Origin of the sequence: Nocardioides panacihumi, from assembly GCF_039530925.1 — a bacterium.
GTDB lineage: Bacteria > Actinomycetota > Actinomycetes > Propionibacteriales > Nocardioidaceae > Nocardioides > Nocardioides panacihumi.
Window position 1 is genome coordinate 294,002 of the sequence record NZ_BAAAPB010000001.1, and the last position, 14,389, is coordinate 308,390.

Consider the following 14,389-nt stretch of genomic DNA (forward strand, 5'->3'; position numbering starts at 1 on the left):
GGTTCGCCAAGAGGCAGACTGTGCACGTGCCGTGGCCGTCCTGGGATCAAGCAGCGCTCGCCTGCATCGCGGCACTGCTGCTCTCGGTGATCGGTCTCCGGCTTCCCGACGGACGCCTGCGCACCGCATCGGTTCCGACGCTCCGCGAGTTCGCGTTGGTCAGCGGCCTGTACTCGATCTGGCGGCTGGCGCGGCAGCTCCCGTTCACCCACGAGGCGGGAGCGATCGACCGGGGCCGCGCGATCGACCGTCTCCAGCTCCGCCTGCACCTGCCGAGCGAGATCGGGCTCCAGCACTTCGTGGTGCACCACGACTCGCTCGCGCGGCTGGTCAACGCCTACTACGCGACACTTCACGTGCCGGCGCTCCTGGCCTTCCTGGTCTGGTTGTGGATCCGGCACCGGGACGCCTACCCGCACTGGCGCAACGGGCTCGTCTACGTCACCCTCGGGTGCCTCATCATCCGGTTCGTCCGGGTGGCACCTCCGCGCTTCATCCCCGAGCTCGGGTTCGTCGACCTGTCGCAGCGCCTCGGCTTCCAGGTGTACGGCGACCCGGGGACCGGCATCAGCGACCAGTACGCCGCGATGCCCTCGATCCACGTCGCCTGGGCGGCCGTGGTCGGGCTCGGCGTGCTCTGCGTCGCCCGCAGCCCGTGGCGCTCGCTCATCGTCCTGCACCTGCCGATCACGATGTTCGTGGTCGCGGCGACCGGCCACCACTGGTGGCTCGACGGCATCGTCGCACTGGCGCTGCTCGGGATCGGGCTCTGGGGCGACGCGCTCTGGCGCCGCTCGCGGTCCCGTGCTTCAGATCGCGGTGCGGTGGAAGTTCTGGAAGCTGCGTGACGGCGTGGGACCCCGCTGGCCCTGGTAGCGGCTTCCGTACTTCTCCGAGCCGTAGGGGTGCGCGCTCGGAGAGGTGAGCCGGAAGAAGCAGAACTGCCCGATCTTCATGCCCGGGTAGAGCTTGATCGGCAGCGTGGCGACGTTGGCGAGCTCGAGCGTGACGTGTCCGGAGAAGCCGGGGTCGACGAAGCCCGCGGTCGCATGCGTCAGCAGGCCGAGCCGGCCGAGCGAGGACTTCCCCTCGACGCGCGCGGCGATGTCGTCGGGCAGCGTCACGGTCTCGTACGTCGACCCGAGCACGAACTCCCCCGGGTGCAGGATGAACGGCTCCTCGCCCTCGGTCTCCACCTGCCGGGTCAGCTCCGACTGGTCGACGGCGGGGTCGATCGTGGCGTACTTGTGGTTGTCGAAGACCCGGAAGAAGCGGTCCAGCCGGACGTCAATGCTCGACGGCTGGAGCATGGCCTCCTGCCAGGGGTCCATGACGATCCGGCCGGCCTCGATCTCGGCGAGGATGTCCTTGTCGCTCAGCAGCACGGGGGTCACCCTACCGATCGGCGCGGCCGACGCCGGGCGCACAATGCTCACCGTGCGAGAGAGCTTCAAGAGGTATGTCGCGATCGGGGACTCCTTCACGGAGGGAGTGGGCGATCCGGACCCCGGTCGGCCGAACGGCGTACGGGGCTGGGCCGACCGGGTCGCCGAGGTGCTGGCCACCGCGGATCCCGACTTCGGGTATGCCAACCTCGCCATCCGCGGACGCAAGCTCGCCGGCATCCTCGACGAGCAGCTCGACCGGGCCGTCGCGCTCGAGCCCGACCTCGTCACCGTCTACGCGGGCGCCAACGACCTGCTGCGTCCGTCGGTCGACGTCGACGCGCTCATGGCGGCGTACGACGACGCGATCGGCCGGCTCGCGGCCACCGGGGCGACCGTCCTGGTCTGGACGGCGTTCGGCGCCCGCCGGTCGGCCTTCTGGAAGCCGATGAGGGGCCGGTTCGCGTACTACAACGAGCTCGTCCGGGAGATCGCCGACGAGCACGGCGCGCGCATCGTCGACTACTGGCGGATGGGCGAGTACGACGACTGGGGCTACTGGGACGTCGACCGCCTGCACATGGCGACGCCGGGCCACGAGCTCATGGCCGTCAAGGTGCTCGACCTCCTCGGCGTCGCGCACTCGCTGCCACAGCCGGTCCCCCTCACCCGCCCCGAGCTCACCGCGCGCGAGCTGCGCGCTGCGAACTGGGAGTGGACCCGCCAGCACCTCGGCCCGTGGGTCCGGCGCCGGCTGACCGGACGCTCGTCGGGCGATGGCCTGGACCCGCGGTATCCAGCGCTCACACCCCTTCCCCCCACCGCGGAGGTGTGAGGTAGCATCCTCACCGCCTGCTCCGGCAGGCACTGCGGATGTAGCTCAGTTGGTAGAGCGTCAGCTTCCCAAGCTGAATGTCGCGAGTTCGAGCCTCGTCATCCGCTCCGAGAAGGCGCCCCGCGCGAGACTGCACGACAGTCCGCGCGGGGCGCTGTCGTTTCCACAAGTTCGCCGCGGCGCGTCATGAACGGGGCCGCCATGTGTCTTCCGAGTGTGGACCCGCGACACGTTGGCGGGTCCACGTCGGTCTCGGGCAGACGGAGGACGAACCATGATCACGAACACGAACCCGCTGGCAGGATGGCTGCGCCGCTCCCGGGGGCCACGAGTCCTCGCCATCGTGCTGGGCACACTGCTGGCGACCACCGCAACCGCGTACGCCACCACCGGCACCGCACAGCTGTCGCGCGGGGTCCGGTTCTACTTCGGGCAGACGGCCGGCCACGGAGACAGCGACAACTTCACGGGCTATGGACCGGCCGGCAGCACGATCGCATGGTTGTGCTCCGACGCGAACAACGCCGGCGGCAACAACTCGTACAACGCGGCGTTCATCCGGAACAAGTCCCTGGCGCCAGACGTCACGCTCAAGAAGATCTCGCGCTTGTACAACCAGGGGGTGTACCGCAGCGCCGGTATCGACACCGACAGCTACACGAGATACCACACGTACGTCAGCTGGAGCGCCGTCCCCGCAGCAGCGAACAGCGTGAGTGGCTTTGCCCGTGATGGCTTCAATGCGCCGAGCCCGTGCTGACCACTCCGGCCGTCTCGAAGCCGGTCGACGACGCCGAGCAGGGGTTCGTGCTTCGGGACCTGACCTACGACTACCGACGCCTGCGCGCCCCGCGCAGGCGGGGCCGGCCGGCACTGGGCGGGGTGTCGGCCCGGGCGTCCTCCAGCGCGGTGGCGCTGCTCGGGCCGAACGGCGCGGGGAAGTCGACGCTGTTCAGGATCCTGTCGACGTCCACCTCGGCGTCGGGCGGGTCGTTCGCCGTGGCGGGCTACGACTCGGCGGGCTCGGCCGGCAGCCTCGCGGAGTACCGCAGACGGATCGGTGTCGTGCCGCAGAGGTTCCGGGCCCCGCACGGGTATACGTGCCGGGAGGTGCTCGCGTACGTCGCCTGGCTCCGCCAGGTCCCGCGAGCGGCCGTTGCGGACAACATCGCGGAGGCCCTCGTCCTGACCGGCCTCGCTGAGTACGGAGAGCGCAAGATCGGCACCCTCTCGGGCGGCACTCTCCAGCGCGTGGCGCTCGCCCAAGCCCTGGTCTCGCGCCCGCGTCTCCTGCTGCTCGACGAGCCGACCGTCGGCCTGGACCCGGCACAGCGCGAGTCCTTCCTCGCCAACTTGGGCGAGGTCCGCCGCCGTGGAACGACCACGCTACTCGCGACCCACCTGGTCGAGGACGTCGCGGTCTTCGCGCACGAGGTCGTGGTGCTGAACGAGGGGCGGTGCGCGTATGCCGGCAGGCTGGCGTCGTTCGCCGAAACGGCCGACGGCCAGCCCGTTCCGGGTGCCGCGATCTCGGCCGCCTATCAGCGGATCATCGAGACCGGAGCGGATGGCTGATGCCCGCCACGAGCCGTGCGCCCCTGGTGGTCGAGCTCGGGACCGGGGCGCCGCTGATCTCGGGGTCCGCCGCCGTCGGCGCAGCCCTGGTGCTCGGTGGCGTGTTCACCTCGACCGATGGACAGCTGCCGGGCTGGGCGGATCCGTTGAACCTGGTCCTCACGGCGTGCCTCTACCTGGGACCGCTCGCGGCTGGCGCGGCCGCACTGCAGGTATCGCTCCAGCAAGCGAGCGGGATACTCGAGCTCGCTGGGACGACCCCTCGGGGAAAGGCGTCCGCGATCCGCTTGGGCTGGCTGGCGATCGCCAGCTGGCAGTCGCTCGCCCTCCTGGTCCTGTGCGCGCTGATCCTCGTGCGATCTGACCTTTCGGGCGGGTTCTCGCCCGCGATGCTCCTGCTTCCCCTCCAGGCAGCGCTACTGGTGAGCGCCTGCACTGCGGCCGGGGTGGCGGTGGCGAGGCTCTGGCAGCACCACCTAGCGGCGCCGGCCGTGGCCGTGGCGCTGTTCGCGATCCTGTATCTCACCTCGGACCCTGCCGATCGGCTGCGGGTCATCTACCCAGAGATCCACTACCAGATCTACCTCGAGCCCAACCCGGGCCTGCTGTCCAGCACGGCCCTCGGTCTCGCGTTCGCGACGGTCGTGGCCTGGACCGGCCTGGCCGTGCGGCGGAGCAGGCTCCGCGCGCTGGGCTTCGTCATCGCCGGCGCTCTTCTCGCCAGCTCCGTGGTGACACGAATCCACACCGACGAACGACCGGTCGCCGTACGGCGTCCGCCGCACTCCGCCACCTGTTACCGGAAGCACGACGTCAGGTTGTGCACGTGGCCCTTCCCGTCCCGATCGCTCGAGCAGAGCCTGTCTCGACTCGATCGGATGCACCGCGTTCTCGCGATGTACGACGACGCAGCTCCGACCGACTTCTTCGAAGTGGGCTTGGTGTCTCCGGAGCGCGCTGCGGCCTACGACATGCCCCGTCACGATGATCTCGTGCAGGACGGCACCGAGGAGGCCATGGCACTCATCCCGGTCCCGACGTGCTCGCGCCTCGCGGTCACCCGAGCCTATGGCGAGCTCGTCCGATGGCTGGTGGTCGAGTCATCCAGGGAGCTCGGACACAGCGCGTCCGCGGCTACGTCCGCGGGGTGGGTCGTGCAGCGCCTGAGCGCGGTTCGCGCGAGCTGCCGGTGAGGTCGTCACCCGACCGCTGGCTGCCGCCCCACGTGTCGGGCTGGACGCTCGCCACCACCGCCGCGGCGGTCACCACAGCGGCCGTCGCTGCCGCGGCCCCCGACGTCGTCGGCCTTCCCCAGATCGGCGCTATGGACACGGTCGTGGCGCCCGTCCCGGCGCTGCTCGCCTGGGTCGCGGCCCTCACGGCGACCACCGCAGCCAGCGAGCCGTGTCCCGAGGTCTTCGCGACGGTGCCGAGGAGGGCGTTCGCCGTCAACGTCGCGAGGATCGTGCTCACCCTGGCGGCCTTCACCGTCGGTGCAGCCGCGGCGACGGGCACCCGCGACCTGGCCGTCGCCGGACTCAGCGCACGGACGTCGATGGCGCTCTGCGGCGAAGGTCTCGCCGTGGCGTCGGTCGCAGGCCTCCGCTACGGATGGCTCCCGATGACCGCCCACCTCCTGGCCGCCGCCACGCTCGGAGCAGCCAACCGGCCCGACCTGGCGGGCTGGGCGTGGATCGTCTCCCCCGAGGTCGGGGCCACGCAGGTCGTCCTCTCGACGCTCCTCTTCGTCATCGGCATGACGGCGTGGACGCGGCGCGCGCGGACGGTGCTGAGCCAACCGGCCTGAGGTCGGCCTAGTCTCGTCGTCGTGAGTTTCGAAGGCTTCCCCGCCGCTGCGCTCGACTTCTACGACGACCTCGAGGTCGACAACACCAGGTCGTTCTGGGAGGCGCACAAGCACGTGTACGCCGAGTCGGTGCTCGCCCCCTTCAAGGCCCTGACGGCCGCACTCGAGCCGGAGTTCGGGACGGCCAAGATCTTCCGGCCCTACCGCGACGTGCGGTTCAGCAAGGACAAGACGCCGTACAAGACGCACCAGGGCGCGTTCGTCGGGGTGGCCGAGGCGACCGGCTACTACGTCGAGCTCTCGCCGCGCGGCATCCGGACGGGCGGCGGCTTCTACCACGCCCCCTCGGACCGGCTGGCGGCCTTCCGGGCCGCGATCGTGCACGACCGCTTCGGCCCGGAGCTCGAGCGGCTGCTCGCGCAGATCGAGAAGGACGGCTTCGAGATCGGCGGCGAGACACTCAAGACGACGCCGCGCGGCTTCGACGCCGACCATCCGCGCATCGGGCTGCTGCGGCACAAGTCGCTGACGGCGGGCCGGTCGCTGGGCTTCGAGCCGGTCATCCACACGGCGGAGCTGCTGGACGTCGTACGCGACGACTGGCGCAGCCTGCGCCCGCTCACCGAGTGGTGCCGGGAGCGGCTCGCGACCTGAGCGCGGCTCAGCGCTGCACGACGGCGACCACGGCGCCGGCCAGACCCCCGACGAGGCCGATGGCGGCCATGACGATGGCGCCCTTCTCGACCCCGCCCATCCGCTCGGACCAGCCGTGGGCCTTGGCCACCGTGCGGATCATGTCGCGACCCACGCCGGCGTCGAAGGAGTAGCCGACCACCTCGCCCACGCGGCCGGTGTCGAGGTCGACCCCGAAGTCCTTGCGCCACGACTTCTGGTAGATCCGCCCGCGGGACGCCTCCTTCTGGACCGTGGCCAGCCGAGGAGCCCCGGCCGACCAGGACAGCGTGTTGGACACGTCGACGATGACCAGCCGGCGGCGCCGCACGTCCAGGGTCACCTCGTGGGTGAAGACCTTCTTCAGTCCGTGCGCGCGCAGCACGGCCAGCCAGCGCGCGTTCGCGACGTCGATCGTCAGGTCGAAGCCGCGTGCCGTCTCCTGGACGACGTACGGCGTCCCGGCCGCCGCGTCGCGGACCGCGGAGACGAGGTCGGCTGCGGTGGTCGTGCGTTCAGAGCTCATGTCAGGAGGACACCGCGGCGCTCGCCCCATGACGCGAGGCGGTGGAGGAGTCGACCTCAGGGGATCGGGGCAGGGGCGGAGATGTCGACGCTGCCGTCGGGCTTCACCGTGAAGACGCTGACGCTCAGCGCGCCCGTGCTCGGATTGAGGCTGAACGCCTCGAAGGTGGCCGGGTTCTGGATGTCGCCCGGGTTGGGCTCGGTGCTGACGTGGCCGCCGGCGCTGCCGCCCGTGTACTCCAGCGACTGCTCGCCCGTCGGGCCCGCGTGCACCTGCACGCCGAGGGGCTTGAACGAGCGCCCGTCGATCACAGCGACCCTCTGGCAGCCGGCGGCGGCGATGCGGGCACCGAGCAGGTGGTCGTGGAGCAGGACGATGTCGGGGTGGGTCGCGCAGGCCTCCGTGGTCGCGTCGTCGACGAACGTCGTCACGTCGGTGGACGGGTCGCGCAGGACGGCACCGGTGCCGAAGTCGCCGACGGTCGAGATGCGCGGATCGGTCAGGGAGAGCAGCGAGATGCCCGAGACGTCGTGGGTGCGGCCGTCGCCGACCTTCCACCCCCGTGCCGACGCCGCGCGCACGATCGCCGGGGTGTCGTGCAGGCCGGGGGCGAACTCGACCTTCACGCCGCCGGAGTAGTAGTCGATGGTGTCCAGGATGTAGGTCTCGAGCGACTTCCCCGCGAAGGTCAGGTCGCCGGTGTAGGCGAGGAAGTCCGCGCCGGTGAGCTTCGCCGCCCGACCGATGATCCTGGCCATCCCGTTGACGTCCTCGAGGTCCTCCGCGGCGATGAAGAGGACGTCGTCCGGGGACGCTCGCAGGTCGGTGTTGGCGAGAGCGGCGTCGAGGTTGTCGGAGACATCTTCGTAGAACGTGCTGTGCGGTTGGAGGACCGACAGGAACGGCACGACCTCACCCGCGAGGCCGTTCACCTGGGTGCCCGCCAGCGCGGTCCCGTTGAAGAACGGGCTCCCGATCACGGCATGCCGGTCGTGGTGCGACAGCGTCTGCACCGCCAGCGCGTGGAGGGTGAGCACCGCGACAGCCGCGACCGCCGCCAGCGCCCCCCGGAGCCGGGCGTTGTGGGCGGCGACGGCCTCCGCGAGGTCCGGGGGCAGGGCGGCGAGCTTGCGGCGACGCTGCAGCACCAGCAGGGCCACGCCGACCTCGACGATGACCACGCCCGCGGCGCCGAGCGCGGCCCAGCGGACGACGTACGCCTGGGCCGCCTCGCGGACCTCGGACATGGCCGGCCGCGGGTCGTCGAAGAGTTGCGTCACGTAGGCGCGGGTCTGCTTGTCCTGCGGGATGAGCCGGTTCCAGTCGAGGCTGAGGTCCAGCCCGATGTCGGTCCCCACGCCCAGCACGCCGACGTGCCCGTGCTCGGGACGGACGATCGCGCCGCCCTGGAGCTCGGTGGTGTCGCGTCCGATCACCGGCTTCACCGTGATCGTCTGGCCGGCGATCGTCGCGTGCGCCGGCGGTGCGTACCGGACCGCGACGACGGCTCCGGCGACGGGAGCGAGGACGAGGATGACGATGGCGGCCACCCGCGCCACCGTCCCGCTGATCCTTCGCACCCTGGACACCGTATCGGGGGCCTGATGACCCCGCGCTTGCACCGGCAAACACCCCGGTCTACTCTTATGTTACCGGCCGGTAGCACGACCCGTTGCTATACGAGGCAAGCATCCTTCCCCGATCTGGATAGGTGGAGCAGTGAGCCACTACAAGAGCAACCTGCGCGACGTCGAGTTCAACCTCTTCGAGGTCTTCGGTCGCGACAAGATCCTCGGCACCGGCCCGTACGCGGACCTGGACGTCGACACCGCGAAGGAGATCCTCGCCGAGGTCGAGCGCATCTCCCGCGAGGACCTGGCCGCCTCGTTCGTCGAGTCCGACGTCAACCCGCCGGTCTTCGACCCGACCACGAACACGGCGCCCGTCCCGGCCGCGTTCAAGAAGTCGTACGACGCCTGGATGGAGGCCGGCTTCTGGAGCCTCCAGGCCCCCGCCGAGATCGGCGGCACCGCCGCGCCGCACTCGCTGGTGTGGTCCACCGCCGAGTTCATCCTCGGCGCCAACGCGCCGGTCTGGATGTACGGCTGCGGCCCGTTCTTCTCCAAGGTCGTCTACGAGAACGGCACCGAGCGCGACAAGCGCATCGCCGAGATCATGGTCGAGCGTCTGTGGGGCGCCACCATGGTGCTCACCGAGCCCGACGCCGGCTCCGACGTCGGCTCCGGCAAGACGTTCGCCACCCCCAACGAGGACGGCACCTGGAACATCTCCGGCGTCAAGCGCTTCATCACCAGCGCCGAGTCGGACCTGCAGGAGAACATCATGCACCTCGTCCTCGCGCGTCCGCGCGGCGTCGAGGGCGTCGGCGGCCCGGGCACCAAGGGCCTGTCGCTGTTCCTGGTCCCGAAGCACCACTTCGACCACCAGACCGGCGAGCTCACCGGCGAGCGCAACGGCGTCTACGTCACGAACGTCGAGCACAAGATGGGCATCAAGGTGTCCAACACCTGCGAGCTCACCTTCGGCGACCCGCAGGTCGGCGGCGGCGAGCCTGCGCAGGGCTGGCTGCTCGGCGAGGTCCACGACGGCATCCGCCAGATGTTCGACGTCATCGAGAACGCCCGCATGATGGTCGGCACGAAGGCCATCGCCACGCTGTCGACCGGCTACCTCAACGCACTGGAGTACGCCAAGACGCGCGTCCAGGGCGCCGACCTCACGAACGCGGCGAAGGACGCCCCGCGGGTGACGATCACGCACCACCCCGACGTACGCCGCTCGCTGATGGTGCAGAAGTCCTTCGCGGAGGCCATGCGCGCTCTGGTGGTCTACACCTCCACGTGGCAGGACGACGTGTCGATCGCCAAGCACAACGGCGAGACCAACCAGCTCGCCGTCGACGTCAACGACCTGCTGCTCCCGATCGTGAAGGGCTACGGCTCCGAGCGGTCGTGGGTGCTGCTGGGCACGGAGTCGCTGCAGACGTTCGGCGGCTCGGGCTTCCTGCAGGACTACCCGATCGAGCAGTACGTCCGCGACGCCAAGATCGACACGCTGTACGAGGGCACCACCGCGATCCAGGGCCAGGACTTCTTCTTCCGCAAGATCGTGAAGAACCAGGGCGTCGCGCTCGGCCACATCGCCAACGAGATCAAGGCGTTCCTGGCCGACGAGGGTCACGGCGAGCTCAAGGAGAGCCGCGCCCTGCTCGCCACGGCGCTGGCCGACGCCGAGGCGATCGTCAGCCACATGTTCAACGACCTGCTGTCCTCCGACCCGAGCGCGGAGACCGGCGACATCAAGAACGTCTACAAGGTCGCCCAGAACACCTCCCGCCTGCTCATGGTGCTCGGCGACGTCGTCTGCGCCTGGCTGATGCTGCGCCAGGCGGAGATCGCGCTCGAGAAGCTCGGCGGCGACGCAGGCAAGGACAAGGCGTTCTACGAGGGCAAGGTCGCGGCGGCGAAGTTCTTCGCGGCGTACAACCTGCCGAAGCTGACCGCTGAGCGCGCGATCGCCGAGGCGATCGACAACTCGATCATGGAGATCGACGAAGCGGCGTTCTGAGCACTCGCCCTGCACGACTCCGAGGCCCGTCCGGCACCCGCCGGGCGGGCCTCGGTAGTTCGAACGACGACCCCGGATCTGGCCGATCGGACATTTCTTCCGGCGGACGCACGGGTCCGTGCAAGCGGGGCCATGGTCCCGGGTTAGCCTCTGGCGCCCCCTGAACCACGAGGCCCTCTGGACCCCCCTTGCACAACGCGCACAACCCCCGCAACCGAACACTCCTCACCCCGGCCGCCGGTCGTCGCCATTGGCGTCTGCTGCTCGCGGTCCTGACCCTGCTGGCACTCGCCGTGCCGGACGCGGACGCCGCCGCCGGCCCGCTCGAGCACCGCCGGCCGATGGCCGACCCGAGCGTCGTGAAGACCGGCCCCCGGCAGTACGTCGCCGTGGCGACCGGGTCGCGCGTCGCACGCCTGGTCTCCCCCAACGGGGTGCGCTGGCGCACTCTCGGGCCCGCTCTGGCCTACCGGCCGGCCTGGGCCCGCCCCGGCAACACGATCTGGGCGGCCGACCTGGTCCGCGTCGGTCCGCGCTGGCTGCTCTACTTCGCCGCCCCGGTCAGGGGCATGGGCGAGACCAGCCGGTGCATCGGCGTCGCCGTGTCGCGCAACGCGACCGGCCGGTTCCGACCGGTCAGCCGCCGCCCGCTGGTCTGCCCGCCCGCCGCGCACGCCCCGCGAGCCGAGGACCGGATCCTCGACCGGCGGCATGCACGGCCGACGTTCCCGACGATCGGCGCCATCGACCCGTCGGCGTTCGTCGACCACGGACGGGTGTTCCTGCTCTACAAGACCGACGGCAGGCCGTCGTCGATCCGCCTCCTGCGCCTGCGCGTCAACGGGCTGCACGCCCGCGGCCGCAGCCGCCCGCTGCTCGCCGCCCGCGGCGTCGTCGAGAATCCCGTCATGGTCCGGCACGGCCGGTGGCTCTACCTCTTCATGTCGGCGGGCGACTACAGCCGGTGCAGCTACTCGACCGTGTGGCGCCGGAGCAGGAGCATCCTGCGCTGGCGCGGCCGCCCGCAGCGGACGCTGCTGGCCAGGCAGGGCACTGGACTGTGCGGCCCCGGCGGGGCCGACGTCGTGGTCGACCGGAGCCGGGTGCGGCTCTACTTCCACGCGTGGGCGTGCGGCGGCGGAGTCCGGCCGTGCGCAGACTCGCTCCACGCGGCGCGGCGGGTCCGTGCCCTCTACGGCGCCCGGCTGCGGTTCTCCCGGGCGTCGGTGCGGGTCGGGTCGTGGATCCGGCCGCACGCGCCGCACGCGAAGCGGCATCGGGTCCGGCGGCACCGCGCCGGGCACCACGTGAAGCGTCACCACGTGAGGCGCCGCCACGTGAGGCGCCACCACGTGGGGCGGCACCCGCACCGCGTCCGCCGGCACCACGCGAAGCGGCATCCGCGCGCCCGCCACCACGTCGTCAAGCACCGCAGGCACCGCCGCCGCTGAGCGGCGCGGGTCCTGGCCGGAGGTAAAGGGTCGGGTTAACCTCAGCCTCGCCGTCGATCCGGGAGCAGCCCATGCACGTCCGAACGCCACGCACGTCCACCGGTCGACGTACGGCACTGTGCACGGCTCTGCTCGCCGGCGTGCTCGCCCTGACGATGCCCAGCGCGGTGGCGCGGGTCCGCCCCCTGGTGAACGGCGACGTCCCCGACCCGAGCATCGCGCAGACGAAGAACAAGCACTACGTCGTGGTCGGCACCGGAGACCAGGTGCTCCGCATGTCGTCGACGAACGGCAGGCGGTGGCGGCTGGCCAGCCCGGCGCTGCTCACGCGCCCCACCTGGGCCCGGACGACGGGCTCGGTCTGGGCGTCGGACATCGTCCGGCTGCGCGGACGTTGGGTGCTCTACTACGCCGCGCCGGTGCGAGGGCTCTCCAGCGCCGGCCGCTGCATCGGCGTAGCCGTGGCCGGCAACCCGACCGGTCACTTCCGGCCGATCGGCACCGGGCCGCTGGTCTGCCCTCCCGACGCCCGCACGCCGCCGGCCTCCGACCCCGTGCTCGATCCCGGTCACGCCGAGCCGACCCTGCCCACGACGGGCGCCATCGACCCCTCGCTCTTCCAGGGTCCGAGCGGCACGTGGCTGCTCTACAAGACCGACGGGCGGCCGTCCTCGATCCGGATCGTGCCGCTGGCGCCGAACGGCCTGCAGGTCGCCGGCAGGAGCCGCCCGCTGGTGGTGAGCAGCGGGGTCGTCGAGAACCCGGTCATGCTCAAGCGCGGGCGGTTCTACTACCTGTTCGACTCGGTCGGCGACTACACCCGGTGCAGCTACACGACCGTCTTCCGGCGCTCCCCCAACATGCTCTCCTGGCCGGGCCCCGGCCGGACGCTGCTCTCGAAGGCGAACACCGGGCTGTGCGGTCCCGGCGGCGCCGACGTCCTGGTCAGCGGGCGCGGCACGACGGCCACTGTCTCGCTGTACTTCCACGCCTGGGTCTGCCGCGGCAGCGGTCGGCCGTGCAAGGAGCCGTTCCACGCCTGGGACGGGCAGGAGGACTACCGCCGGCCGGTGCGTGCGCTCTACGGGATGACGCTGCGGTTCACGAAGCGGAAGCTCCCCGCTCCGGGGGCCTGGATCCAGCGCAGGCGGTGACCACTCACTGTCGAGTCGGCGCATCCTCGCACCCGTACGACGCCGAGTCGGCGCATCCTCGCAGCCGTACGGCGTCGAGTCGGCGCATCCTCGCACCCGTACTGCGTCGAGTCGGCGCATCCTCGCACCCGTACTGCGTCGAGTCGGCGCATCCTCGCGGCCGGCTCGAGGCGAGTCGCCCCGGATCGACGGCGAACGTCATCGCGAGGCTGCACTCGCGCGCGACCAACGAAGGCGCGGCCCCGAACACCTGTCCCGGTGCGGCGAAGGCCGACGCGAAGATGCGCCGACTCGGCCCCTCACACGCGCGAAGATGCGCCGACTCGGACCCTCACACGCGCGAAGATGCGCCGACTCGGCCCCTCACACGCGCGAGGATGCGCCGACTCGGCGTCGTACGGGTGCGAAGACGCGCCGACTCGGCGCGCCGGGCCGACCTCTGGCCCTGCCTCCTAGCCTGACTCCATGACCTGGACCCCCGATGACATGCCCGACCAGACCGGCCGGACGGCCGTCGTGACCGGTCCGACCGCGGGAGGTCTCGGCTACTTCACCGCCCTCGAGCTGCTGCGCCACGGCGCACGTGTCGTGCTGGCCGGCCGCTCCGCGGACAAGCTCGACGAGGCGGCGGTTGCACTGCTACGCGAGGTGCCCGGCGGCAAGGTCGAGCGGCTGGTGCTCGACCTGACGTCGCTCGCGGCGGTCCGGGCGGCCGCAGCGCAGGCTGCCGACCTCGGCGCGATCGACCTGCTGGTCAACAACGCCGGCGTGATGGCGACGGCGTACTCCCGCACCGTCGACGGGCTCGAGGTCCAGCTGGCCACCAACCACTTCGGGCCGTTCCTGCTCACCGGCCTGCTGCTCCCCCAGCTGGCCGCGGCCGGCGACGCGAGGGTCGTCACGGTGTCGTCGCTCATGCACCGGATGGCACGCTCGGCGCCGCTGGGCGACGCGCGGACCACGCCCACGTCGTACGGCGCCGTCGGCACTTGGCAGGTCTACTCGCAGACCAAGCTCGCCAACCTGCTCTTCACCTACGAGCTCGATCGCCGACTACGCGCGGCCGGATCCCCCGTGACGGCGCTGGCCGCGCACCCGGGCATCGCCACGACCCGGCTGATGCGCAACGGCCCACTGGAGCGGATCCCGCTCGGGCGACCTGTCGTCGAGACGGCGATGCGGGCGGTCTTCCAGACGCCCGCGGCCGGGGCGTGGCCGACGCTGATGGCCGCGACCGCGGACGTCCCGGGCGGCACGTTCACCGGCCCGAGCCGGCTCGGCGAGTGGGCAGGCCCGGCGCAGGTGGTGCGCAGCACGGGCCGTTCGCACTCCACGGCCGACCAGGGTGCGCTCTGGGAGCTCTCCGAGCGGACGGTCGGGCTGACCTACCCCTAGC

At 71.2% G+C, this 14,389-nt stretch carries 14 protein-coding genes and 1 tRNA gene; 12 read left to right on the forward strand and 3 right to left on the reverse strand.

Features of this window, described 5'->3' with window-relative positions:
- Positions 1–26 precede the first annotated feature (26 nt).
- The gene (locus tag ABD205_RS01435) at positions 27–848 is read left to right on the forward strand and encodes a phosphatase PAP2 family protein (RefSeq protein WP_344041653.1); all 822 of its coding nucleotides are present in this window, start codon (positions 27–29) and stop codon (positions 846–848) included.
- On the opposite strand, the gene dcd is transcribed toward ABD205_RS01435, so the two are convergent.
- A complete protein-coding gene (gene dcd / locus ABD205_RS01440) occupies positions 810–1,385 on the reverse strand; it encodes a dCTP deaminase (protein WP_344041655.1) in 576 nt (191 codons plus the stop codon). The genes ABD205_RS01435 and dcd overlap by 39 nt on opposite strands.
- Before the next feature lie 52 nt (positions 1,386–1,437).
- Here dcd and ABD205_RS01445 point away from each other — a divergent pair, with 52 nt between their 5' ends.
- From ABD205_RS01445 to ABD205_RS01475, 7 genes are all read left to right on the forward strand, one after another.
- On the forward strand, positions 1,438–2,220 hold the full coding sequence (locus tag ABD205_RS01445; protein ID WP_344041657.1) for an SGNH/GDSL hydrolase family protein: 783 nt from the start codon (positions 1,438–1,440) through the stop codon (positions 2,218–2,220).
- 34 nt (positions 2,221–2,254) lie between these two features.
- A tRNA-Gly gene (locus ABD205_RS01450) sits at positions 2,255–2,327 on the forward strand.
- A 167-nt stretch (positions 2,328–2,494) separates the two neighbouring features.
- Entirely contained in the window at positions 2,495–2,980 is a 486-nt protein-coding gene (locus tag ABD205_RS01455) for a hypothetical protein (protein WP_344041659.1), read from the forward strand.
- Positions 2,974–3,795, forward strand: a complete 822-nt coding sequence (locus ABD205_RS01460; protein WP_344041661.1) for an ABC transporter ATP-binding protein — start codon at positions 2,974–2,976, stop codon at positions 3,793–3,795. Before ABD205_RS01455 ends, ABD205_RS01460 begins: the two co-directional genes overlap by 7 nt.
- Positions 3,795–4,988 (forward strand): hypothetical protein, encoded by a 1,194-nt coding sequence (locus ABD205_RS01465; protein ID WP_344041663.1) that lies wholly within the window; start codon positions 3,795–3,797, stop codon positions 4,986–4,988. Before ABD205_RS01460 ends, ABD205_RS01465 begins: the two co-directional genes overlap by 1 nt.
- On the forward strand, positions 4,985–5,602 hold the full coding sequence (locus ABD205_RS01470; RefSeq protein ID WP_344041665.1) for a hypothetical protein: 618 nt from the start codon (positions 4,985–4,987) through the stop codon (positions 5,600–5,602). Before ABD205_RS01465 ends, ABD205_RS01470 begins: the two co-directional genes overlap by 4 nt.
- Positions 5,603–5,623: 21 nt before the next feature.
- Positions 5,624–6,256: a DUF2461 domain-containing protein gene (locus ABD205_RS01475; protein WP_344041667.1), complete on the forward strand. Its 633-nt coding sequence runs from the start codon at positions 5,624–5,626 to the stop codon at positions 6,254–6,256.
- A 7-nt stretch (positions 6,257–6,263) separates the two neighbouring features.
- Here ABD205_RS01475 and ABD205_RS01480 read toward each other — a convergent pair whose 3' ends face one another.
- Positions 6,264–6,800, reverse strand: coding sequence for a hypothetical protein (locus ABD205_RS01480; RefSeq protein ID WP_344041669.1), 537 nt, complete (start codon positions 6,798–6,800; stop codon positions 6,264–6,266).
- Between the two features lie 56 nt (positions 6,801–6,856).
- Positions 6,857–8,380: a hypothetical protein gene (locus ABD205_RS01485; protein WP_344041671.1), complete on the reverse strand. Its 1,524-nt coding sequence runs from the start codon at positions 8,378–8,380 to the stop codon at positions 6,857–6,859.
- Between the two features lie 139 nt (positions 8,381–8,519).
- On the opposite strand from ABD205_RS01485, the gene ABD205_RS01490 reads away from it, so the two are divergent.
- The 4 genes from ABD205_RS01490 to ABD205_RS01505 all read left to right on the forward strand — a co-directional run bounded on the left by ABD205_RS01490 (position 8,520) and on the right by ABD205_RS01505 (position 14,388).
- Positions 8,520–10,388 (forward strand): acyl-CoA dehydrogenase, encoded by a 1,869-nt coding sequence (locus ABD205_RS01490; RefSeq protein WP_344041673.1) that lies wholly within the window; start codon positions 8,520–8,522, stop codon positions 10,386–10,388.
- Positions 10,389–10,576: 188 nt separating this feature from the next.
- Positions 10,577–11,839, forward strand: a complete 1,263-nt coding sequence (locus ABD205_RS01495) for a family 43 glycosylhydrolase (protein ID WP_344041675.1) — start codon at positions 10,577–10,579, stop codon at positions 11,837–11,839.
- Between the two features lie 71 nt (positions 11,840–11,910).
- Positions 11,911–12,993, forward strand: coding sequence for a family 43 glycosylhydrolase (locus ABD205_RS01500; protein WP_344041677.1), 1,083 nt, complete (start codon positions 11,911–11,913; stop codon positions 12,991–12,993).
- Positions 12,994–13,458: 465 nt separating this feature from the next.
- Positions 13,459–14,388: an oxidoreductase gene (locus tag ABD205_RS01505; protein WP_344041679.1), complete on the forward strand. Its 930-nt coding sequence runs from the start codon at positions 13,459–13,461 to the stop codon at positions 14,386–14,388.
- Position 14,389 lies beyond the last annotated feature (1 nt).

Excerpts from the sequence above, each read along its gene's own strand:
- ABD205_RS01455 (WP_344041659.1), top strand. The coding sequence starts at position 2,495 with ATGATCACGAACACGAACCCGCTGGCAGGATGGCTGCGCCGCTCCCGG.
- ABD205_RS01505 (WP_344041679.1), top strand. The coding sequence starts at position 13,459 with ATGACCTGGACCCCCGATGACATGCCCGACCAGACCGGCCGGACGGCC.
- ABD205_RS01500 (WP_344041677.1), top strand. The coding sequence starts at position 11,911 with ATGCACGTCCGAACGCCACGCACGTCCACCGGTCGACGTACGGCACTG.
- ABD205_RS01465 (WP_344041663.1), top strand. The coding sequence starts at position 3,795 with ATGCCCGCCACGAGCCGTGCGCCCCTGGTGGTCGAGCTCGGGACCGGG.
- ABD205_RS01480 (WP_344041669.1), bottom strand. The coding sequence starts at position 6,800 with ATGAGCTCTGAACGCACGACCACCGCAGCCGACCTCGTCTCCGCGGTC.